The sequence below is a fragment of the Sphingomonas sp. Root241 genome (genome assembly GCF_001428865.1).
In the GTDB taxonomy this organism is placed as follows: domain Bacteria; phylum Pseudomonadota; class Alphaproteobacteria; order Sphingomonadales; family Sphingomonadaceae; genus Sphingomonas.
Genome location: NZ_LMIV01000002.1, coordinates 501,033 through 522,369 on the forward strand (window position 1 = coordinate 501,033; position 21,337 = coordinate 522,369).

The following is a 21,337-nucleotide window of genomic DNA, read 5'->3' on the forward strand; positions in this document are numbered from 1 at the left end:
GCGTATCGACATTCAGCACCGCGATTCCCCTCCCTTGCAGGGAGGGGAACCAGAAGAACAAACCAAATAGGCACTTTTAGATTGACATCGTCACGTTGATGTGGCACATGTAGTGAACGCTGAAGAATTGCGAGTCGGGGCCTTCGGGCCTCTGGATGGGTCGGGCACCGGGAGGTGCGCCGGCCTTTTTCGTTTCGGGAGAAACAGGATGGATGACCTGATCACGGGCAACCGTGACGGACAGCGGCAGCGGCGCAAGCCGGGCCGGCGGGCCTTCACACCGGCACGGCGGCAGCGGTTCCTCGATGCGCTGGCGCTTACCTGCAACGTCACGCGCGCCGCCGCTTTTGCCGAGATCACCTTGAGCAGCGTCTATGCCCAGCGCGCGAAGGATCCGCAGTTCGTGGCGCAGTGGCGCGAGGCACTGGAGGCGGGATATGACCGGCTCGAGGCGATGGTGCTCGAACATGGCGGGGCGGGCGTCCCGCTCGAACCCGCCGATCCGGGGCGCGCCGAAGCCGAGATCGCGGAGAGCTTGCCGCGCTTCGACTTCGCCAAGGCGATGGAATTGCTCAAGCATCATCGCGCGTCGCGACACAGGTTGCCGGGTGCTCGCGGCAAGCAGCGGCAAATGCCGACGCGGGAGGAAACCAACGCCGCGCTGGCCAAGGCGATCGCGGCGGCGGAGAAGCGATTGGGCAAGTCCGATGACGCCTGAGACGGTGCATCCCGACGACCTGGCGCTGCTCCGGGCATTCGTTCGCCTGCCGGCCACGCAGCGGGCGCAGGTGCTGGCGCGGCTGAACGACGTGCAGTGCGTGGAATGGTTCGAGCGCTTTCCGATCTGGGCGCATGCCGGGCAGCTCGATCCGGGCGGCGATCCCCTGGTGTGGTTGATCCTGGCGGGGCGCGGCTTCGGCAAGACCCGCGCCGGCGCCGAATGGCTGAGCGGGCTGGCGCGGCGGGTACGCAACGGGCGCTTCGCGCTGGTCGGCGGGAACGCCGAAGACGTGCGCCGGGTGATGGTCGAGGGACCGAGCGGCTTGCTCGCGGTTGCGCGCAGCGGCGAGGCGATCGACTGGAACCGCACGCGCGGCGAAGTGCGCTTCGCATCGGGTGCGAAGGCTTTTGTGTATTCGGCGGTAGCGCCCGAGGCACTGCGCGGGCCCGAGCACCATGCGGCGTGGTGCGACGAGATCGGCAAATGGAAGCGCGGAACCGAAGCGTGGGACAATCTGATGCTGGGATTGCGGCTGGGAACCAAGCCGCGGGTGCTGGTCACGACGACGCCCAAGCCGACCGAGCTGATGCGGCGGGTGGAGCGGCTGGCGGATGCGGCGGCGGTTTTGGTCCGCGGGCGGACGCGCGACAATCCGCATCTGCCCGAGCGCTTCGTCGAGGCGATGCTGGCGACCTATGCCGGCACGCGGCTGGGGCGGCAGGAGCTGGACGGCGAGTTGCTCGAGGATGTGCAAGGTGCGCTTTGGACGCGGGCGCTGATCGAGCGCGTGCGGGTGCAGGCGGCGCCCGAGTTGGAGCGCGTGATAGTGGGCGTCGATCCGCCGGCGAGCGCGGGGGGCGATGCGTGCGGGATCGTCGCGGTGGGGCTGGGGCGCGACGGGCGCGGCTATGTGATCGAGGATGCCACGGTGTCGGGGGTCTCGCCCGAAGGCTGGGCGCGTGCGGTGGCGAAATGCGCGGCACGGTGCGGCGCCGACCGGGTGGTGGCCGAGAAGAACCAGGGCGGCGAGATGGTGGCGAGCGTGTTGCGCGGCGCCGATACCGGGCTGCCGGTGACTTTGGTCCATGCCTCGCGCGGCAAGAGCGCGCGGGCCGAGCCGGTGGCGTTGCTCTACGAGGCGGGAAAGGTGCTGCATGCCAGGGCGTTTCCGGAGCTGGAGGACGAATTGTGCGGGCTGCAGGCGGGCGGCGGCTATGAGGGGCCGGGCCGCTCGCCGGACCGGGCGGACGCTTTGGTGTGGGCGATGACCGAGCTGATGCTGGGGAAGAGGGGTGCGGCGCGGGTTACGCTGATGTGAGGGGGTCTTCTTAGCCCCTCCCCTTCAGGGGAGGGGTTGGGGTGGGGCCTGTCAACATGCACGTCGGTCTCGGTGAGACGGACATGCCCCACCCCCAACCCCTCCCCTGAAGGGGAGGGGCTTTATGGCTTGTGCAGCGGCCGGACAGCGCGGATAGCGGCGGGATGGTACCGCGGGAATTGATCGATACGGCCGAAGTGCCCGGCGGGGATCCGCTGCGGCTGTTTCGGCGGGGCAACGACTTCATGATCGTGCTCGACCGCAACGAATTGATGAACAGCCGTATGAGCGGATCGGAAGAAGCGCTCGCCGAGATGACGATCGACCGGCTGCGCGTGCCGGCGCCGCACCTGCTGATCGGCGGATACGGGATGGGGTTCACGCTGCGGGCGGCGCTGAAGCGGCTGGACGGCGACGCGCGAGTGACGGTGAGCGAGCTGGTGCCCAAGATCATCGACTGGGCGCGCGGGCCGATGGCCGAGCTGGCGGCGGGATGCCTCGACGACCGGCGGGTGGAGGTGGTGCTCGACGATGTCGGGGCGATGATCCGGCACGGGCGCGGCGGCTATGACGCGATCCTGCTCGACGTCGACAACGGGCCGGACGGGCTGACCCGGCCGGGCAATGACGGGCTTTATTCGATGCGCGGGCTGGCGGCGGCCAGGGCCGCGCTGCGGACCGGCGGGGTGCTGGCGATATGGTCGGCAGCGCCGGACGCCGCGTTCGCGCGGCGGCTGCGCGATGCGGACTTCGCAGTGGAGGAAGTCGGCGTGAAGGCGCGGAGCAACGGCAAGGGGCCGCGGCACGTGATCTGGTTCGGGATCAAGCGGTAGCGGTATTCCCCTCCCTTCTAGGGAGGGGTCAGGGGTGGGTAGAAAAGGTCGGGCTCGATGCCCGGCCTTTTCTTTTATTACCGAGCGCATCGGAGGGCTCCCCCGGCCTTCGCCGGGGTCGCACCCACCCCCAACCCCTCCCTTGCAGGGAGGGGAGTTTACGGTTCGCACATCAGGAGACGGGCATGAAATGGTTCGGACGCAAGTCCGCGCGCGAGGGCGTGCGGCCGGCGCTGGCGCGGGGCGGGAGCATCACCAGCCTCGGCGAATGGCCGCGCAGCTACGAGGCGCAGGTGCGCGAAGGCTATTGCAACAATCCGGTGGCGCAGCGCGCGGTGAAACTGGTGAGCGAAGGCGTGGGATCGGCGCCGCTCAAGGCGAGCGATCCGGCGCTGGCGGCGCTGGCGACGGCGCGGTCGGGCGGGCAGGTGCTGATCGAGACGGTGGCGGCGCAATTGCTGCTCCACGGCAACGCCTATGTGCAGATCCTCTGCGACAGCGCCGGGCAGGTGCGCGAATTGTTCGCGCTCAGGCCCGAGCGGGTGACGGTGGAGGCCGATGCCGGGGGCTGGCCGGTGGCGTATCGGTATCGGGTAGGGGAGCATGTCAGCCGGCTCGCGGCGGAAGATCCCGGGGGGCGGCCGGCGGTGGCGCATATCAAGGCGTTCAATCCGGTCGACGATCATTACGGGCTCGGCTGCCTGGGCGCGGCGGCGGGCGCGGTGGCGATCCACAATGCCGCGACGCGCTGGAACAAGGCATTGCTCGACAATGCGGCGCGGCCTTCGGGGGCCCTGGTCTATGACGTGAGCGACGGCGGGGTGCTGAGCCCCGACCAGTTCGCGCGGATCAAGAGCGAGCTCGAGGCGGCGTTCGCCGGGGCCGCCAATGCCGGGCGGCCGATGCTGCTCGAGGGCGGGCTGAAATGGCAGGCGATGAGCATGACGCCCGCCGACATGGACTTCATGGGATTGAAGGCGGCGGCGGCGCGCGAGATCGCATTGGCCTTCGGCGTGCCGCCGATGCTGATGGGACTGCCGGGCGACACCGCCTTCGCCAATTACCGCGAGGCGAACCGGGCATTGTGGCGGCTGGCGATCCTGCCGGTGGCGGATACGATCCTCGCCGGGCTGGCACAGGCGCTGGCGGGGTGGTTTCCGGACGCGGCGCTGGCGGTCGACTTGGACCGGGTGGCGGCGCTGGCCGAGGATCGCGAGCGGCTGTGGCGCCAGGTGAGCGCGGCGGACTTCCTCAGCGACGACGAGAAGAGGGCTATGGTCGGATTGTCGTGACGGTGAGCACGCAGGTGCGCGCCTCGGCATTCCAGGCGCCGCCGGCGTCGAGGCACTTGTCGATCGGAACATAGTCCGACCACCACAGCCAGACGAGCAGCGCGGCGAGCGCGACGGTCAACAGGACCAACATGGGAAAGAGCCGGCGGCGCATGTCGACGGCCTAGGCGCGCGCGGGCGGCGCGGCAATCGGGAGAAATGTGATGCGTAACGAAACGGTGCTCGCGCAACTGATCGAGCAGGCGAAGGAAGACGGTGCCGATACGGCGACGCTGCGGGCGATCGCCGAGGAAGCAGGCGAGCTGAGCGCGCAGCGGGCGCTGGCGCGGCTGGGGCTGGAGGATGTCGGCGCGGCGAAGGACATGGCGGAGCTGCGCGAATTGCTGGGGGCATGGCGCGACGCCAAGCGCTCGGCATTGAAGGCCGCGTTCTCCTGGGCGGGGCGGATGCTCGCGGCCCTCGTACTGGTCGGGCTCGCAGTGAAATTGGGATTCCCCGGGTGGCTCAAATGAGCGTGCGCTTCGCCGGCTATGCCGCGGTGTTCGACGTGCCCGATCGCGGCGGCGACGTCGTGCGCCGGGGGGCGTTCCGGCTGGCGCGACCGGTGCCGCTCTTGTGGCAGCATTCGGGCAAGCCGGTGGGCGAGATCGAGCAACTGAGCGAGGACGGCCGGGGCCTGCGCGTGATCGGGCGCGTCGCGGTGCCCGAACTCGCCGCGGCGGTGGCGAAGGGCGCGGTGACCGGGCTGTCGTTCGGATATCGGGTGACCGAGGCGGGCGGCGGGCCGCGGCGCGAGATCAAGGGGCTCGAATTGCTCGAAGTGAGCCTGGTGGCGAGCCCGATGCAGCCGCTGGCGCGCGTGCATGCGGTGAGCGAGGGCTAGCCGGAGAGATTCAGGAAAGTCGGTGTGCCCTCTCGCGGTTCGCGCGGGAGGTTTTTTTGTGGGAGACGGACATGATCGAAGTGAAGGCAGATGCGCTCGAGGCGAGTTTCGAGGCGGTGGAGAATGCGGGGTTGCCGCCGGTGCGGCCGATGCTGGCGGGCGGGCGGCCTTTGGGCAGCGCGGCGTTCGAGGGGTTCCTGCGCGCCGGCAGCGGCGGGGTGGAGATGAAGGCGCTGTCGGGGGCGAGCGATGCGGCGGGCGGCTATGCCGTGCCCGAGGAGATCGATGCCCGGATCGACGCGACGCTGAAGGCGGTCTCGCCCATTCGCGCGATCGCCAATGTCGTGAAGGTGGGATCGAGCGGGTATCGGAAACTGGTGGCCAGCGGCGGGATCGCTTCGGGCTGGGCGGCGGAGACGGCGGCGCGGACCGAGACGGCGACGCCGACCTTCAACGAAGTCGCCCCGCCGAGCGGCGACCTCTACGCCAATCCGGCGGCGAGCCAGGCGATGCTCGACGACGCGGCGTTCGATGTCGAGGAATGGCTGGCACAGGAGATCGCGCGCGAGTTCGCCGCAGCGGAAGGGTCGGCGTTCGTCAACGGCAACGGGACCAACAAGCCGCGGGGCTTCCTCGCCACCGCGACGGCTGCGACCGGGGATGCGGCGCGGGCGTTCGGGACGCTGCAATATGTCGCGAGCGGCGCGGCGGGGGCGTTTGCGGCCAATCCCGAGGACAAGCTGATCGACCTCGTTCAGAGCCTGCGCGCGCCGTATCGGCAGGGCGCGAGCTGGGTGATGAACAGCGCGACCTTGGCCCGGATTCGCAAGTTCAAGACCATCGACGGCGCGTTCCTGTGGGCGCCGAGCCTGGCGGCGGGGCAGCCGGCGACCCTGCTCGGCTACCCGGTGGTCGAGGCCGAGGACATGCCCGACATCGCGGCCAATTCGCTGTCGATCGCGTTCGGCAACTTCAAGGCGGGCTATCTGATCGCCGAGCGCGGCGAGACGCAGGTGCTGCGCGACCCGTACAGCAACAAGCCGTTCGTGCATTTCTACGCGACCAAGCGCGTGGGCGGGATGGTGAGCAACTCCGAGGCGATCAAGCTGCTGAAGTTCGCGGCTTCGTGATCCGACCTCCCCTCCCTGCTTGCAGGGAGGGGACCGAGGGGTGGGTGCGCGCGTCTGCGCGCCCAAAAAAAAGGCTCGCAGCCAAAAATGTGGCGACCGGGGCATCGAGCCCCGGTCGCCACAACCCACCCCCAGCCCCTCCCTTGCAGGGAGGGGAGCTCAATAGTGAGGAGACATTTATGCTTGCTCCGCCCTTTCCGGCGGCGGCGATCGTTGCTGCGCGCGATGCCGCCAAGCTTCATTTACGGATCCCGGGCACGGCCGAGGACGCGCTGCTCGAGGCCCATGCCGAGACCGCGCTGGCGCTGTGCGAGGCGTTTACCGGCCAGGCGCTGATCGTGCGGACATGGCAGGCGGTGCTGCCCGCGCATGCCGCGTGGCAGCGGCTCGTCGGCGCGCCGGTGACGACGATCGACAGCGTCGAGGGACTGAACGTGTCCGACAACGGCTTCGCGCTCCCCGCCGACACCTATGCGATCGATATCGACGCGGCGGGCGAAGGCTGGGTGCGCGGCAGCGCGGCGATCGCGGCGGGACGGCTGCGGGTCGGCTATGCGGCGGGCCTTGCGGCGGAATGGAGCGCTTTGCCCGCGCCGCTGACGCAGGGCGTGGTGCTGCTGGCGGCGCATCTCTTCGAAGCGCGGGCGAGCGGCGGGGCGCCGCCGGCGGCGGTCGCGGCTTTGTGGCGGCCGTGGCGGCGGATGCGGCTCGAAAATGCGCGGCGATCGGCATGATGGAGGGATTCGAGGCGCGGGCGGAGACGCTGGGCGCGGCGGCGGCTGAGCGTGCCGCGGCACGGCTGGCGGCGGCGGCGCGGGAAAAGCTGCCGGGCGTGTCGGCCGAGGCCGAGCCGGGGCGCGTGGTGATTTCCGGGCGTGGGCTGGCGCGGCGGATGCTGCGCGATCCGGCGCTCCGCTGGCTGGGAGGGCTGATGCGATGAGCGCGCATGCAGTGTTGACCGAGGCCGTCGAGGCAGTGCTCGGCGCGCATCCGGGGCTGGGGATCGCGATCAACGGCGTGTTCGATGCAGCCCCGGCACGCGCGGTGCGGCCCTTTGCGGTGGTCGAGGATCCGGTGCTCGTCGACTGGAGCACCAAGGACATGATGGGGCGCGAGGGCCGGCTGGCCGTCGGGCTGTTCGAGGCCGGCGAGGATCGCGCGCGGCTGCGCGCGCTGGCGGATCATGCCGCCGCGGCAGTGTCCGGACTGCCGAGCGAGTTGGGCGAGGGGTGGCGGATCGCCAGCCTGGCGTTCCTGCGCAGCCGGATTTTTCGCGAAGGGCCCGGGCTGTGCGCGGCGGTCGTCGAGTTCCGGGTGCGGATGCTTCAGGCGAATTGACTCCTCCCCGGCACGGGGAGGGGGACCGCGCCCGCAGGGCGTGGTGGAGGGGGAGCGCCACGGGCGACATCCTTTGGGGAGAGCCCCCTCCACCAGCCTGCGGCTGGTTCCCCTCCCCGTTCCGGGGAGGATCTTAGAGGAGAAAGAACATGGCGGCGGAGAAGGGTAGCGCGTTCCTGCTCAAGGTGGGGAATGGCGGATCGCCGGTGGGCTTCACCACGGTGGCGGGGCTGCGGACGACGCAGCTCAGCGTCAATGGCGAGGCGGTGGTGATCACGTCGAAGGATTCGGGCGGGTGGCGCGAATTGCTGTCGGGCGCAGGCGTGCGTTCGGTGAGCGTTTCGGGCGCCGGAGTGTTCACGGGATCGGCGGCGGAGGCGCGGGTGAAGACCAATGCGCTGTCGGGCGTGATCGACGATTACCGGCTGAGCTTCGAGAGCGGCGAGAGCATGACCGGGCGGTTCCTGGTGACGCGGCTGGACTATGCCGGGGATTTCAACGGCGAGCGCAGCTACACGCTGAGCCTGGAGAGTTCCGGGCCGGTGGTGAGCGCATGAGCGGGGCGAATCCCGCGCGGGGCGAGGCGGAGCTGCGCGTCGCCGGCGAAATGCTGGTGCTGCGGCCCAGCTTCTCGGCGCTGGTGGCGGCGGAGGGGGAATTGGGGCCGCTGTTCGCCTTGGTCGAACGCGCCGCGGACGGGCGGCTGGCGCTAAGCGAGATGGTCGCCCTGTTCTGGCATTGCCTGCGCGAGCGGCCCGAAGGGCTGAGCCGCGAGGGCTTTGCCGAGGGCGTGACGGCGCGCGGGCTGGCGGCGAACATACCGGCGCTCAAGGCGCTGATCGGGCAGATATTGGCGGGGCGGTGATGGCGGAGGATCAGATCCTCCCCGGCACGGGGAGGGGGACCGCGCCCGAAGGGCGTGGTGGAGGGGGAGCGCCACGGGCGACATCCTCTGTGGAGAGCCCCCTCCACCAGCCTGCGGCTGGTTCCCCTCCCCGTCCCGGGGAGGAGTTTTCTGGCCGCGCTGTTCGGCTTGCGGGGGCGGCCGGCCTCGCGTTCGGCTGGACGCCCGAGACTTTCTGGAACGCGACGCCGGCCGAACTGGGCGCGCTGGTGCGGGCGCTGGCGGGCGAGGAAGCGGCGCCGCTCGGCGATGGCGAATTGGCCCGGCTCAAGGAGCTTTTTCCCGATGGATGAAGAAATCGAACGGCTGATCGTCAGCGTGCGCGCCGACACGCGCGGCTTTGCGCGCGATGTGGCGGAGATGCGTGGGGCGATCGAGGGACCGCTGGAGGCGGGCGCCGATCGTGCCGGGCGCGCAGTCGAAAGCGCGCTGCTGCGTGCAGTGAAGACCGGCAAATTGGGGTTCGAGGATCTGCGCGTGATGGCGCTGGGGGTGCTCGGCGAGATCGCGGCATCGGCGCTGCACCAGGGACTGGGGTCGCTGGGCGGCGGCGCGGCGGGCGGCGGGGGACTGCTGGGTGCGATCCTCGGGCTGTTCGGCGGGTCGCCCGGACGGGCGACGGGCGGGCCGGTGAGCCCCGGGCGGCCTTATTGGGTCGGCGAGCGCGGGCCGGAGCTGTTCGTGCCGTCGAGCGCGGGTTCGGTGGCGGCGCCCATGGCGGCGGGGCCACGCGAGGTGCGGGTGGCGATCACGGTGAACGCCGGACCGGGCGAGGCGCCGCGGGCGCTGGCGCAATCGAGCCGGCAAGTGGCGCGGGCAGTGAAGGCGGCGTTGGCGGGGGTGGAGTGAAACGAGTGCTCCCCTCCCTGCAAGGGAGGGGCCGGGGGTGGGTGCGCCGCGAGAGCGGCGCCCTGCGACGAAGTCGGAAGCGAGGCATCGAGCCTCGCCTCCGACACCCACCCCTTACCCCTCCCTTGCAGGGAGGGGAGTCTGCCGGCGAGCTGGGGAGAGGGAGTTTTATGGCGCATTGGCTCGCATCCGAACGGCGCGGTCAGGCGGAGGGCGTGATTTCGCGCTTCGATCCGGCTTACTGGACGGTCAACTTCCCGCGGCCGATGATGGCTTCGGTGACGACGACGGCGCCCGATGCGTTGCGCGTCGATGCGGTCTTCTATCGCCAGGACGATCTGGCGGGGCTGATCTGGGAGGCCGAGGACCGGCACGATCATCCTTTGCTCCGCTACGAGACCGATCGCGACTTTCGCGGGTGCCGGCTGCGGTTTCGCTGGCGGTCCGCCGGAGTGCTGGCCCTCGACGCCGTCAACGGGCCGGTGCTGACGATCGAGGGGCGCGATGCCGCGGGTGCGCCGCGCGCCTGGTATGTGCGGCTGTGGAATTATGCGAGCGGATCGCCGGAGGATGCGCTGGTCGCGATCGACTTTGCCAGCGTCGAGGGTGGATATCTGCTGCCCGGCGAGGCGGACCCCGTGTTCGCGGGCGATGTCGACCGGATGTTCGTTTCGCTGGTGCCGGCGGGATACACTGCCACCGATGCGCCCCTGGCCGCGCCGGCCGAGGCCTGGGTCGAGATCAGCGGGATCGCATGCGAGGGGCCGGGTTCGGTGCTGGCGATCGGCGATGTGGTGGTGCCCGAGCATGGGCTGCGGATCGCCAACGGCTATGACGATTGCTACCATCTGACGCCCGCGCGGGTGCTGCGCAACGCGCTGCAGCTCGGCTATTGCGGGAGCATCCTGCATTATGTGGGGATGAGCCATTATTTCCGGCTCGAGCCCAATTCGGGCGGCTATTATGTGAGCCTGGCGGGCGGCACGCTCAATGTGGCGTGCGCGGCGTGGCATGGCGACTTCGCGCGGCGCGCAAAGGCGTTCGGCTACGACGTGATCTGGTCGCTGTCGTACGAACTGCTCGACCAGCATTGCTGGAACGACTGGAAGCAGCGCGCGGCCGACGGATCGCCGGGGCTGACGGGGTGGAGCCCGCCCTCGGCCCTGCTCTCCCCGGCGCATTCGGGCGCGATGTATTATCTGCGGGTGGTGGCGCTGGCGTTCGTCGGGATCGCACAGGCCGCGGGACTGGCGGTGAAGTTCCAGGTCGGCGAGCCGTGGTGGTGGGTGATGCCCGACGGGCGGCTGTGCATCCATGACGATGCGGCGCGGGCCGAACTGGACGATCCGGCCGAGCAGAATGTGCGGGGGGCGGTCGATACCGCGGTGCTCGACGCGGCGGGGGCCTTGCTGGCGGCATCGACCCTGGCGTTGCGCGAGGTGGTGCGCTGGGCACCGGGGGCGGAGGTGCTGCTGCTCGCCTATCTGCCGACGGTGCTGGATAAAGCGATGCCCGAATTGAAGCGCGCCAATCTGCCGATCGGCTGGGCGGCGCCGGCGTTCGATGTGCTGCAGCTCGAGGATTATGACTGGGCGGCGGCGGGCAACGTCTCGGCAAGCGCGAAGGGCGTCGCGCTTGCCGAGGCACGGCTGGGCTATGCGGCGGCGGACCAGCATTATCTGGCGGGGTTCGTGCTGAACCCGGCGGACAAGGCGCAGTGGCGGCCGATCGCCGCGGCGGCGGAACGGGGGCGCAGGCGCGGGGTCGCGGCGACCTTCGTCTGGGCGCTGCCGCAGGTGCTGCGCGACGGCTTCGTGCATTTCGATGGGGAGAGTGATGTGGACGCGTTCGACGACGTGCTGTTTCCGCTCGCTTTGGGTCGCGAGGCCGAAGTGGCGCCCGAGGTTTCGACGGCGATCGTGACCAGCGCGGGCGGGCGCGAGAACCGCAATGCCGAATGGGCCGAGGCGCGGATGCGCTACGATGTCGGGCCGGGGGTGCGATCCGAGGCGGACATCGCCGCTTTGATCGGCTTCTTCCGCGCGCGGATGGGGCCGGCGCGGGGTTTCCGGCTGCGCGATCCGTTCGATGCCTCGGGCGAGGACGAAGTGCTGGGCGTCGGCGACGGTGTCGAGGCGCGGTTCCAGCTGGTGCGGCGCTATGGCGAGGTGGTGCGGCGGATCACCCGGCCGGTAAGCGGCAGCGTGCGGGTGGCGGTGGACGGGCTGGCGACGGAGGATTTCACGCTGGGGGCCGGGGGCGTGGTGACGCTCGATACGGCGCCGGCCGCGGGCGCGGTGGTGACGGCGAGCTTCGAGTTCGACGTGCCGGTGCGGTTCGCGGAGGACCGGCTCAATGTCAGCCGGGCGACCTATCTGGCGGGGGCGGCGGCTTCGGTGCCGTTGATCGAGGTGCGCGAATGAGCTGGCTCGATGGCGAATGCACCACCCTCGCTTTGTGCTGGCGGATCGAGCGGCGCGACGGCGTGACGATCGGAATCACCGCGCATGATCGCGACCTGGAGATCGACGGTCTCGTCTATCGCGCGGCGCCGGGGATGACGCCGAGCGCGATCAGCCGGAGCGCGAGCCTCGACGCCGACAGCATGGACGTGACCGGCGCCTTGACCAGCACGGCGATCGGCGAGGTCGACCTGCTCGCCGGGCGCTGGGACGGGGCGCGGGTGATGCTGTTCGCGACCGACTGGTCGGCGCCGGGCGCGAGGGTGGCGTTGGGCGACGGGACGATCGGCGCGGTCGAGACGCGCGGCGGAATGCTGACTGCGGAACTGCGGGGGTTATCGGATGCACTGGAGCGGCCGGTGGTGGAGGAGACTTCGCCCGAATGCCGGGCCGAATTGGGCGACCGGCGCTGCCGCGTGGCGATGGCGGGGCGGCGGAGGTTTGCGCGGGTAACCGCGGTGGCGGGATCGGTGCTGACGCTCGATGCGGGCGAGCCGGTGGCCAATGGCTATGGCGGCGGGCGGCTGCGCTGGTTCGGCGGCGGCAATTCGGGACTGGAGGATGCCATCGCGCGATCGGACGGCGCGACAGTGACATTGCGGCGGCCACCGCGCTTCGTGGGGGTGGGCGCGCTGGTCGAATTGGTCGAGGGGTGCGACAAGAGCCTGGCGACCTGTGCGGGGCGGTTCGGCAATGCCGTCAATTTCCGCGGCGAACCCTGGCTGCCGGGGATCGACCTGCTGACGCGGTATCCGGGCGGATGATGCCGGGCGAGCGCGCCGTCGCGGCGGCGCGGGCGGCCTTGGGCGTGCGGTTCCGGCTGCACGGGCGGAGCATCGAGGGGCTCGCCGAAGGACTCGATTGCATCGGGCTGGCGGCGCTGGCGCTTCGGGCGGAGGGGTTCGAGGGGACCGTGCCGAGCGGCTATGCGCTGCGGAGCGGCGATGCCGGGCGGGTGGGTGCGGCGATCGAGGCGCTCGGGCTGGTGCCGGCGGCCGAGCCGCGGCCCGGCGACTTGCTGCTCTTCAAGGCGGGCCCGGGGCAGCTGCATTTCGCGATCCAGGCGGAGGCGGGCGTGATCCATGCCGACGCGATGCTGCGGCGGGTGGTGGAGCGACCCGGATTGCCCTGGCCGGTGATCGGCCGCTGGCGCTTGGCGAGAGGAGACTGACATGGCGACAATCGTGCTGACGGTCGCCGGCAGCCTGATCGGCGGGCCGATGGGCGGAGCGATCGGCGGCCTGCTGGGCAGCGTGGTCGATCGCGAAGTGCTGTTCAAGCCGAAGGGGCGCGAAGGGCCGCGGCTGAGCGAGCTGCGCGTGCAGACATCCTCCTACGGCACGCAGATCCCGAAGATATTCGGGACGATGCGCGTCGCGGGATCGGTGATCTGGGCGACCGACCTGGTCGAGCACCGATCGACGCAGGGCGGCGGCAAGGGGCGGCCGAGCACGACGAACTACAGCTATACCGCGTCGTTCGCAGTCGCGCTGTCGACGCGGCCGATCCTGGGCATCGGGCGGATCTGGGCGGACGGCAAGCTGCTGCGCGGCGCCGCGGGCGACTTCAAGGCGCGAACGCGATTTCGCCTGCATCCGGGCTCCGAGGACCAGGCGCCCGACCCGCTGATCGCCGCGGCGGAAGGGATCGCAATGACGCCCGCGCATCGCGGGATTGCCTACGCCGTGTTCGAGGATCTCGAGCTCGGCGATTTCGGCAATCGCATTCCCTCGCTGAGCTTCGAAGTGATCGCGGATCCGGGGCCGCAGGCAGCCGGCGCGATCGCGCAGGCGCTGGCCGGCGACGTGCTGACCGCCGATGAAGGCACGACCGCGCTGGCGGGCTTCGCCGTTTCGGGGGCGAGCGCGCGGGCAGTGATCGAGACATTGGCGGGTGCCGCGGGCGGATGGTTCCGCGCCGATGCAGGAAAGCTTGCGCTGCTGCACGGCGACGGCGCCGCAGTGGAACTGGCGGACATGGGCGCGGGCGAGGAACACGGGCGGGGCCGGCGCGACGTCGCCGCCGCCGATTTCGCGCCGCGCACGCTGACGCTCGCTTATTACGAGCCCGGGCGTGATTATCAGGCCGGGGTGCAGCGCGCCGTGCGGCCGGGCGCGGGAGTGCGCGAGGCGCGGATGGAGCTTGCCGCGGCGATCGACGCGGCCGGCGCCAAGACGATCGCCGAGGCGGCACTGATGCGCTTCGACATGGAGCGCGAGCGGCGCACCGTGGCGCTGCCCTGGGGTTCGCTGGGCATACGTCCGGGCGAGCGCGTCACGATAGCAGGAGCGCCGGGGACATGGCGCGTCGAGCGTTGGCGGCTCGAGAACATGGTGGTGCTGCTCGAATGCGTCGCAGTGACGCCCGGCATGCCGAGTGCCGAAGCGAGCGGCGGGCGGGTGCTGCCCGCGCCCGATCTCGCGACGGGGGAAACGGTGGTCCATGCCTTCGAGCTTCCGCCGCTGGGTTCGCTGGCGACGACGCCGCGACTGGCGATCGCCGCGGCGGGGACCGGGCCGGGATGGCGAAGCGCCGCATTGCTGATCAGCACGGACGGCGCGAGCTGGTCTCCCGCGGGAGCGACGGCGATGCCGGCGGTGCTCGGGCATGTCGTGACTGCGCCCGGAACGGCTCCGAGCCATCTCGAGGATCGGGCGAACACGCTCGTGGTCGAGCTCGCGAACGGCGCGATGCTGCTCCACGACGCCGATACCGCTGCGCTGGCGGCGGGGGCGAATCTCGCGATGGTGGGCGCGGAATTGCTCCAGTTCGCGCATGCGGTGCCGCTGGGCGGGCGACGCTGGCGGCTGAGCGGCCTCTGGCGCGGGCGTCGCGGGACCGAAGACGCGATCGGGGGACAATTAGCCGGGGATCGATTCGTGCTGCTCGAGCCCGACACGCTGGTGATGCTCGACCTTTCGATGCAGGCGGTCGGGACCAGCGCGCGCGTGCTTGCCCAAGGCGTGGGAGACGAGGACGCGGCCGGGGCCGAGGCGTTCATGACCGGCATCTCGATCGTGCCTCCGGCGCCCGTGCATGTGGGTATCGATGATCTGCCTGACGGGAGCGCGGAGATCCGCTGGGTTCGGCGCAGCAGATTGGGCTGGGACTGGATCGATGGCGTCGATGCGCCGCTGGGCGAGGAGAGCGAGCGCTACCAGGTGACGATCGAGCGCGCCGAGAACCCGCCGCAGGTCGCGGAAACGCCAGAGCCGCGATTCGCATTGAGTTCCGAAGAGCGAATCGCGGCGACGAGGATCGTCGTCCGGCAAATCGGCTCGCATGGCCTGTCGCGCCCGGCGACGCTCGAACTGAGTTGATCGGGAGAGAATGAATGAGCGAGATGCATACGCCGCGGCTGGCGCTGCCGTTGCTCCAGCCGGGGCAGGCGCAGAAGGAGATGCTCGTCAACGAGGCGATCGCGCGCCTCGATATCGCAGTGCAGGGCGCGGTGGTTGCCGCGATCGACGCGCCGCCAACGGATCCGGATCCGGGCGATTGCTGGATCGTCGGCGCTGCCCCGGGCGGTGATTGGGCGGGCCATGCGCATGAGATTGCCGGGTGGACGCAGTCGGGCTGGCTTTTCGTGCAGCCGCGCGAAGGAATGCAGCTCTGGATTGGCTCGACCGGGAGCCTTGCGCTGTTCAAAGGCGGCGCCTGGCGGCTGAGCGAACTGCACGGAAAACTATTTGTCGAGGGAGACCAAGTGGTTGGGCCAAGGGGCGCCGCGATCGCGGAACCTGCGGGAGGATCGACGGTTGATGCGGAAGCGCGGGCAGCGATAGCCTCGGTGCTGGATGCATTGCGCACGCATGGTTTGATCGAAGGTGATTAAACCTGTGTCATTAATGCAACGGTACCGGTTTTGTGAGCTTGCGCAGAAACTTTCGTTTCGGTAGTGAGTTTGTCGCTGTCCGTAGTGACAACTTTGAAAGGGGATTAATATGCGGAAGCTTGCCGTAACTCTGGCACTAGCAACGACCGCGCTGAGCACGCCCGCACTTGCACGCGACGATGCGTGGTACGTGGGTGTCGAGGGCGGCGCCATGCTGGTCGAAGACATCGATTGGGACGTCGGCACTGCGATCGACAGTGTCACCGTCGATCATCGCGCCGGTTTCGACGTCGGCGGAACCGTCGGCTACGATCTTGGCCCGGTTCGCCTCGAGGCGGAAGTCGGCTATCGCGCCGCCAACGTGACGGGCCTTCGCTCGACCACCACGCTTCCTTATGTCACCGCTGCAGGTGGCACGGCGTTCGCGCCGGGCGGCACCTATGACTATGCGGGCGGCCGTACGTCGGCGCTGAGCTTCATGGTCAATGCGTTGTGGGATTTCGGCGATGACGACGGCGTCCAGGGCTTTGTCGGCCCCGGTCTCGGCGTTGCGCGCGTCAAGAGCCGCCTTGGTCTGAACACCAATGGCGACTTCCTCGACGATTCGGATACGGTCGTTGCCTGGCAGGCGATCGCGGGCGTCCGCGCTCCGATCTCCGACAATATCGACGTGTCGCTGAAGTATCGCTTCTTCAACGCGCCGGGCGCCGAGCTCGTCGACGTTGCGGGTCGTCCGTGGTTCGGCCGTTTCCGGTCGCACAGCATCATGGGCGGACTGGTGTTCAACTTCGGTGCTCCCGAGCCCGAGCCCGTCGCACCGCCGCCGGCACCGGCGCCGGAGCCGATGCCTGCTCCTCCGCCCGAGCCCGCTCCGCCGCCGCAGGCGGTGCAGTGCACCCCCGGACCGTACATCGTGTTCTTCGACTGGGATAAGTCGGACATCACGCCGGAGGCAGCGAGCATCCTCGACAACGCCATCAGCAACTATCAGAACTGCGGTAACTCGCAGGTCATGCTGGCTGGCCACGCCGATCGTTCGGGTCCTGCCACCTACAACGTGGGCCTCTCGCAGCGTCGCGCTGACGCGGTCAAGGCCTACTTCACGGGCCGTGGCGTCTCCGAAGGCGTCATCTCGACCGAAGCGTTCGGCGAAAGCCGCCCGCGCGTCGAGACCGCCGACGGCGTCCGCGAACTGCAGAACCGCCGCGTGGAAATCATGTACGGCCCGGGTTCGGGTCAGTAAGCCACGCAGGTTCTTCGGAACGGCAAGAATTTGGGAGGTCGGGAAACCGGCCTCCCTTTTTCTTTGTGGGTATCAATTGTGATGTTTCGCCGCAGCCGCTGGACGGAGCTCCCGGCGAGAACGGTTCTGTTTCCGTTCTGAACCGAGTTCCTATATGAATTGGTCCAGGAGGAGCGCAGATGGCCGCATGGTCCGCCGAAATCGCGAATGAGTTCATCCGCCGCGCCGCGGCGGAGAACCGCGCGCTCACGCAGATGCAGCTCCAGAAGCTCGTTTACATCGCGCACGGCTGGAACCTCGCGATCAACGGCGAGAAGCTCACCCACGATGATCCGCAGGCATGGGATTATGGCCCGGTCTATCGGGATTTGTGGGAAGCGCTGCGGGCCTATGGCCGCGCGCCGGTCACGCGCGAGATCCGCAACGGCGAATATCTGCCGGGAGTGCTCGACGACGAAACCGCGGGCGCTCCGGCGCGGGCGCGGCTGGGCGAGGATGAGCAGGCGATCATCGACCGGGTCTATCAGAACTATGGACGCTTCCACGCCTTCAAGCTCTCCGCGTTGACGCACGAGCCCGACACGCCATGGACCCAGGTCTATGGCGAAGGCAGCGGCCGCTTCCACGAGATCAACCCCGAGAAAATCCGGCAGTATTTCCTTGACCTCGCCGCCCGCCAAGCTGCCTGATCCGACGCTCGACGCGATCGCCGCGGGCACGGCGTTGGTCGAGGCCAAGATGCGGCCTGACCTCAACGATATGCTCGAGAGCGAAGAGCTCGAGGCGCTGCGGCTGCGCAATCGACTTGCGCGATCGCAGATCAAGAACGTAAAGGCCGACCGCGCGATGCGGAAAACCTATGCGGGCCGCATCCTGCTCTATCTCGAACTCTATTCGGGGACGGTGGGGCTCCTGGTGATCGGGGCCGGTTATCGGGTCGGCGGCTTCGATCTGCCGGTGGAGATCCTCGCCACGCTCGTCGGCAGCACGGCGGTGGCGGCAATCGGTTTGGTCGGGTTCATCGCGCGCGGATTGTTCCGGACGCCGCCGCCCGATGTGAGCTGATCCGGCGGACGGCATTCCGTGTAGTCACGTGGGCGATGCCTCCGACTGCTCATGGATTGCGGCGTGCAGCCAGTTCGGAACGATGGCGTCGCCCAAGGCTTCGATGCGGCGCAACTCGACCATGAGGCCCAGCTCCGGCCAGATCGCGCGCGTACGGTCGCCGGCCTCGCCGATCGGGGCGACGACCAGCCGGCGGTTGACCTTGGCGCGATAGTGCATCCGGGCGGTATTCTCCTGCCCGACATAGCAACCCTTGGTGAAGCTGACGCCGCCCAGTTCGGCGGCATTGCATTCGAGCCAGAGCGTCTTGTCCTGGCCGAGCTCGGCGGCACCCTCCGTCACCCCGAGGCGCAGGCGATGCGCCAGCCAGCCCGTCGCCGGACTTCCGGCCGCGGAGCCGAGCCAGCGCCGGCCAAGATCAGGGAGGCGCGGATCGGCGACGCCGTCGGTGCCCTCGGCGCTCCAATGGATGCCGCCTTCCACCGGTTCGATCGTGATCGGGCGGCGGAGCCGGTAGAGCGTGAGGCGACGGGCGAGCACATCGCGCTGATCGGCCTCGCAGTCGATCAGGATCGCGTCGCCGTCGTCCCAGAGGATGAAATCGAACAGCGCCTTGCCCTGCGGCGTGAGCAGGCCGGCCCATTTGGGCTCCCCCGGCTTCACTTCCGCCATGTCCTGCGTGATCAGCCCCTGCAGGAAGCCGCGCACGTCTTCGCCGCCGACGCGCAGCAGCGCGCGATCGGATAGCCATGTTCCGGGGCTGGTCTCGTTCATGGCGAACAGGTAGGAGCCGGACACGCACTAAGGAAGAGGGCGAAAATGGCTGGCGTCGATCTCAAGCTCAAGGGCGGGCGCGTGCATCTGCCCGGCGGACCGGCCGAAGTGGATGTCGGCGTGACCGGCGGCCGCATCGTGGCGATCGGCCAGGTCGGCGATGCCGGCGAGACGGTGGACTGCACCGGGCTCGACGTGCTGCCCGGCGTGATCGACAGCCAGGTCCATTTTCGCGAGCCGGGGTTAGAGGCCAAGGAAGACCTCGAGAGCGGCAGCCGATCGGCGGTGCTCGGCGGCGTGACCGCGGTGTTCGAAATGCCGAACACCAAGCCCAACACCGACAGCGCCGAGGCGATCGCCGACAAGCTCGCCCGCGCCAAGGATCGCATGTGGTGCGATCATGCCTTCTACGTCGGCGCCACCGCCGCAAACGCGCCGCAGCTCAAGGAGCTCGAGCGGCTTCCCGGGACTGCCGGCGTGAAGATCTTCATGGGCGCATCGACCGGCGACCTGCTCGTCGCCGAGGATGCGGAGCTGGCGCGGGTGCTGGCTTCGGGCAAGCGCCGCGTCGCGATCCATGCCGAGGACGAGGCGCGGATGAATGCGCGGCTGGATGAGCGCGTTACCGGCGATCCCGCCTCGCATCCGGTGTGGCGCGACGACGAGAGCGCATTGCTCGCGACGCAGCGCATCCTGCGGCTCGCGCGCGAGGCGCGGCGGCGGATCCACGTGCTCCATGTGACGACGCCCGCCGAGCTCGAATTGCTCGGCAGGAACAAGGACGTCGCGACCTGCGAAGTCACGCCGCAGCACCTGACCCTGGCGGGCGAGGACGCCTATCCGCGGCTCGGCACCTTTGCGCAGATGAACCCGCCGATCCGATCGGGCGCGCATCGCGACGGGCTGTGGCGCTGGCTCGTCCAGGGCGTTCCCGACGTGATCGGATCGGACCATGCCCCGCACACGCGCGAAGAGAAAGCGAAGGAATATCCGGCGAGCCCCAGCGGCATGCCGGGCGTGCAGACGTTGCTGCCGCTGATGCTCAACCATGTCGTCGAGGGACGGCTGACGCTGCAGCGGCTGATCGACATGACCAGCGCCGGGCCGCAGCGGATTTTCGGCATCGTCGGCAAGGGGCGCATCGCCGTCGGCTACGACGCCGACTTCACGATCGTCGATTTGAAGGCGCGCTGGACGGTGGAGGAGAGCTGGCTCGCCTCGCGGTGCGGCTGGTCGCCGTTCACGGGCATGGCGCTGACCGGCAAACCGCTGGGCACGATCATCCGCGGCAATAGGGTGATGTGGGAAGGCGAGCTCGCCAATGCCGCGATCGGCGCGCCGGTGCGGTTCGAGGCCGTCGAGTTCGGCTGATCCGGGCGCGTCGCTGCGGTGCATCCTTTGAGCGCCAGCGCACGTTCATGAGACCTATGTTGTTGGGGACGCGTATTTCCTGACGAGGTCGGCGTCTGTGATCATGACCTTTGTGCGATCGACGCGAGCGGAGCGCGGCAGGGCTGCATTGGGTGCGGCATTGCTGACCGCTGCGCTCGGCTATGCGCTGGTGGCGGGGCTCGCGATCGGCAGCGGCAAATCTCCCGGGGAAGCGCTGACTCTCTTCGAGGTCGGCCCGGAGCCGCCGCCTCCGCCGCGCGAGAAGATCGTGCCGCACCGCAATCCCAGCCACCGGCGCGAAGGCGCGGCATCGCCGCCCAATCTGCGATCGGAGCCGACCGAGATCGTGGCGCCGACGCCGCTGGTGCCGCTCCCCGTTCCACCGCCGGTCATCGCCGCGCCGATCGCGGGTGTCGGCAGCGCTCCGACGGCCGGCAATGCCGACGTGATCGGCCCCGGCACCGGGAGCGGCGGCGAAGGCGATGGCCGTGGCAGTGGCGGCGAAGGCGACGGCAGCGGCGATGGGGGTGCGGAGACCCCGCCCCGCCTGGTGCGCGGCGAGCTGCGCGATTCGGACTATCCCGAGGGCGCCGCGGAGGCAGGCATCGGCGGGACGGTGGGCGTGCGCTATCTGGTCTGGACCGACGGCCGCGTCCGCGAATGCACGATCACTCGTTCGAGCGGCAGCGCCGAGCTCGATGCCACGACCTGCCGGCTGATCGAACAGCGCTTCCGTTTCCGCCCCTCGCGCGACGAACGCGGACGGCCGGTTCCGGCGCGGATCGTCGAGAACCATAGCTGGATGATCCACCGCGAGCCCGCCGAGGAACCGCCACCCCGGCCGAGGCGGCGGTTCGGCTTCTAGAGCGCGAACCCGATCGCAACGCCGAGCTGTATCATCACGATCAGCCACAGCCAGGTCGAGAAGGGCTGCTTCCGGGTCTTGTGGCGGAAGAAATGGCGCGCGGCGAACGCAGCGGGCGTGCCGCCGATAAAGGCCAATGCGAGCAGATCCGCTTCGGGAATCCGCCGCTGGCCCGCGATCGCGCGCTGCTTGTCCTGATGGAAGCGCAGCATCGTCCAGAGATTGACTGCGAGCAGCGCCAGAATTGCGTAAACGAGCATGGCCGCAGTCTGGGATTGCGCGGCCGGGAAGTCCACGGCCGTCGAGGTTTAGGACTCATGCTCATAAAGCGTCATCCCCGCGAAAGCGGGGACCCATCTCCTGAGCGCGCGACAAATGCACCGGCGCGATCGTGGATAATGCTGGAGATGGGTCCCCGCTTTCGCGGGGATGA

General features: G+C 69.5%; 27 protein-coding genes. 24 read left to right on the forward strand and 3 right to left on the reverse strand.

The window, feature by feature from the left end; genetic code table 11:
- The first annotated feature begins 208 nt into the window (after positions 1-208).
- The 4 genes from ASE13_RS13000 to ASE13_RS13015 all read left to right on the forward strand — a co-directional run bounded on the left by ASE13_RS13000 (position 209) and on the right by ASE13_RS13015 (position 4,164).
- Positions 209-718, forward strand: a complete 510-nt coding sequence (locus tag ASE13_RS13000; RefSeq protein ID WP_056616424.1) for a hypothetical protein — start codon at positions 209-211, stop codon at positions 716-718.
- Positions 708-2,039, forward strand: coding sequence for a DNA-packaging protein (locus ASE13_RS13005; RefSeq protein WP_056616427.1), 1,332 nt, complete (start codon positions 708-710; stop codon positions 2,037-2,039). Before ASE13_RS13000 ends, ASE13_RS13005 begins: the two co-directional genes overlap by 11 nt.
- A 164-nt stretch (positions 2,040-2,203) precedes the next feature.
- Entirely contained in the window at positions 2,204-2,872 is a 669-nt protein-coding gene (locus tag ASE13_RS13010; RefSeq protein WP_056616430.1) for a spermidine synthase, read from the forward strand.
- A 185-nt stretch (positions 2,873-3,057) separates the two neighbouring features.
- On the forward strand, positions 3,058-4,164 hold the full coding sequence (locus tag ASE13_RS13015; protein ID WP_056616433.1) for a phage portal protein: 1,107 nt from the start codon (positions 3,058-3,060) through the stop codon (positions 4,162-4,164).
- Here ASE13_RS13015 and ASE13_RS20055 read toward each other — a convergent pair.
- Positions 4,145-4,297, reverse strand: a complete 153-nt coding sequence (locus tag ASE13_RS20055) for a hypothetical protein (protein ID WP_162254687.1) — start codon at positions 4,295-4,297, stop codon at positions 4,145-4,147. The genes ASE13_RS13015 and ASE13_RS20055 overlap by 20 nt on opposite strands.
- A 70-nt stretch (positions 4,298-4,367) precedes the next feature.
- On the opposite strand from ASE13_RS20055, the gene ASE13_RS13020 reads away from it, so the two are divergent.
- The 18 genes from ASE13_RS13020 to ASE13_RS13105 all read left to right on the forward strand — a co-directional run bounded on the left by ASE13_RS13020 (position 4,368) and on the right by ASE13_RS13105 (position 17,873).
- Complete coding sequence (locus ASE13_RS13020; protein ID WP_025495775.1) at positions 4,368-4,676, forward strand: DUF6127 family protein; 309 nt, start codon at positions 4,368-4,370, stop codon at positions 4,674-4,676.
- Positions 4,673-5,047 (forward strand): HK97 family phage prohead protease, encoded by a 375-nt coding sequence (locus tag ASE13_RS13025; RefSeq protein ID WP_056616436.1) that lies wholly within the window; start codon positions 4,673-4,675, stop codon positions 5,045-5,047. Before ASE13_RS13020 ends, ASE13_RS13025 begins: the two co-directional genes overlap by 4 nt.
- A 71-nt stretch (positions 5,048-5,118) precedes the next feature.
- Positions 5,119-6,177: a phage major capsid protein gene (locus ASE13_RS13030; protein ID WP_056616445.1), complete on the forward strand. Its 1,059-nt coding sequence runs from the start codon at positions 5,119-5,121 to the stop codon at positions 6,175-6,177.
- A 179-nt stretch (positions 6,178-6,356) separates the two neighbouring features.
- Positions 6,357-6,911, forward strand: coding sequence for a head-tail connector protein (locus ASE13_RS13035; protein ID WP_056616448.1), 555 nt, complete (start codon positions 6,357-6,359; stop codon positions 6,909-6,911).
- The gene (locus tag ASE13_RS20355) at positions 6,908-7,117 is read left to right on the forward strand and encodes a hypothetical protein (RefSeq protein WP_056616454.1); all 210 of its coding nucleotides are present in this window, start codon (positions 6,908-6,910) and stop codon (positions 7,115-7,117) included. The genes ASE13_RS13035 and ASE13_RS20355 overlap by 4 nt, the downstream gene beginning before the upstream one ends.
- Positions 7,114-7,515, forward strand: coding sequence for a tail completion protein gp17 (gene gp17, locus ASE13_RS13045; RefSeq protein ID WP_056616456.1), 402 nt, complete (start codon positions 7,114-7,116; stop codon positions 7,513-7,515). Before ASE13_RS20355 ends, gp17 begins: the two co-directional genes overlap by 4 nt.
- Positions 7,516-7,664: 149 nt before the next feature.
- The gene (locus ASE13_RS13050) at positions 7,665-8,072 is read left to right on the forward strand and encodes a phage major tail protein, TP901-1 family (RefSeq protein WP_056616460.1); all 408 of its coding nucleotides are present in this window, start codon (positions 7,665-7,667) and stop codon (positions 8,070-8,072) included.
- Positions 8,069-8,380 (forward strand): gene transfer agent family protein, encoded by a 312-nt coding sequence (locus tag ASE13_RS13055; protein WP_056616462.1) that lies wholly within the window; start codon positions 8,069-8,071, stop codon positions 8,378-8,380. The genes ASE13_RS13050 and ASE13_RS13055 overlap by 4 nt, the downstream gene beginning before the upstream one ends.
- Positions 8,381-8,469: 89 nt before the next feature.
- Positions 8,470-8,712, forward strand: coding sequence for a phage tail assembly chaperone (locus ASE13_RS13060; RefSeq protein ID WP_056617798.1), 243 nt, complete (start codon positions 8,470-8,472; stop codon positions 8,710-8,712).
- A complete protein-coding gene (locus ASE13_RS13065) occupies positions 8,705-9,268 on the forward strand; it encodes a hypothetical protein (RefSeq protein ID WP_056616465.1) in 564 nt (187 codons plus the stop codon). The genes ASE13_RS13060 and ASE13_RS13065 overlap by 8 nt, the downstream gene beginning before the upstream one ends.
- A gap of 170 nt (positions 9,269-9,438) precedes the next feature.
- Positions 9,439-11,691: a DUF2460 domain-containing protein gene (locus ASE13_RS13070; RefSeq protein WP_056616466.1), complete on the forward strand. Its 2,253-nt coding sequence runs from the start codon at positions 9,439-9,441 to the stop codon at positions 11,689-11,691.
- Positions 11,688-12,494, forward strand: coding sequence for a DUF2163 domain-containing protein (locus ASE13_RS13075; RefSeq protein ID WP_056616469.1), 807 nt, complete (start codon positions 11,688-11,690; stop codon positions 12,492-12,494). The genes ASE13_RS13070 and ASE13_RS13075 overlap by 4 nt, the downstream gene beginning before the upstream one ends.
- Positions 12,494-12,901: a peptidoglycan endopeptidase gene (locus ASE13_RS13080; RefSeq protein WP_414885387.1), complete on the forward strand. Its 408-nt coding sequence runs from the start codon at positions 12,494-12,496 to the stop codon at positions 12,899-12,901. Before ASE13_RS13075 ends, ASE13_RS13080 begins: the two co-directional genes overlap by 1 nt.
- Position 12,902: 1 nt before the next feature.
- Positions 12,903-15,050, forward strand: a complete 2,148-nt coding sequence (locus ASE13_RS13085) for a phage tail protein (protein WP_056616475.1) — start codon at positions 12,903-12,905, stop codon at positions 15,048-15,050.
- A gap of 14 nt (positions 15,051-15,064) precedes the next feature.
- Positions 15,065-15,565: a DUF2793 domain-containing protein gene (locus tag ASE13_RS13090; RefSeq protein ID WP_056616477.1), complete on the forward strand. Its 501-nt coding sequence runs from the start codon at positions 15,065-15,067 to the stop codon at positions 15,563-15,565.
- Between the two features lie 109 nt (positions 15,566-15,674).
- Positions 15,675-16,808, forward strand: a complete 1,134-nt coding sequence (locus ASE13_RS13095; protein WP_056616483.1) for an OmpA family protein — start codon at positions 15,675-15,677, stop codon at positions 16,806-16,808.
- A gap of 179 nt (positions 16,809-16,987) precedes the next feature.
- Positions 16,988-17,497, forward strand: a complete 510-nt coding sequence (locus tag ASE13_RS13100) for a Panacea domain-containing protein (RefSeq protein WP_056616487.1) — start codon at positions 16,988-16,990, stop codon at positions 17,495-17,497.
- Entirely contained in the window at positions 17,469-17,873 is a 405-nt protein-coding gene (locus tag ASE13_RS13105) for a hypothetical protein (protein WP_056616490.1), read from the forward strand. Before ASE13_RS13100 ends, ASE13_RS13105 begins: the two co-directional genes overlap by 29 nt.
- Before the next feature lie 24 nt (positions 17,874-17,897).
- Here the strand turns inward: ASE13_RS13105 and ASE13_RS13110 are convergent, their stop codons facing one another.
- The gene (locus ASE13_RS13110; protein ID WP_056616492.1) at positions 17,898-18,647 is read right to left on the reverse strand and encodes a YgfZ/GcvT domain-containing protein; all 750 of its coding nucleotides are present in this window, start codon (positions 18,645-18,647) and stop codon (positions 17,898-17,900) included.
- Positions 18,648-18,692: 45 nt separating this feature from the next.
- Here ASE13_RS13110 and ASE13_RS13115 point away from each other — a divergent pair, with 45 nt between their 5' ends.
- Both ASE13_RS13115 and ASE13_RS13120 read left to right on the forward strand, forming a co-directional pair.
- The gene (locus ASE13_RS13115) at positions 18,693-20,018 is read left to right on the forward strand and encodes a dihydroorotase (RefSeq protein ID WP_056616496.1); all 1,326 of its coding nucleotides are present in this window, start codon (positions 18,693-18,695) and stop codon (positions 20,016-20,018) included.
- A gap of 103 nt (positions 20,019-20,121) precedes the next feature.
- Entirely contained in the window at positions 20,122-20,904 is a 783-nt protein-coding gene (locus tag ASE13_RS13120; RefSeq protein WP_082596772.1) for an energy transducer TonB, read from the forward strand.
- Here the strand turns inward: ASE13_RS13120 and ASE13_RS13125 are convergent.
- The gene (locus ASE13_RS13125; protein WP_056617804.1) at positions 20,901-21,164 is read right to left on the reverse strand and encodes a DUF1294 domain-containing protein; all 264 of its coding nucleotides are present in this window, start codon (positions 21,162-21,164) and stop codon (positions 20,901-20,903) included. The genes ASE13_RS13120 and ASE13_RS13125 overlap by 4 nt on opposite strands.
- Positions 21,165-21,337 lie beyond the last annotated feature (173 nt).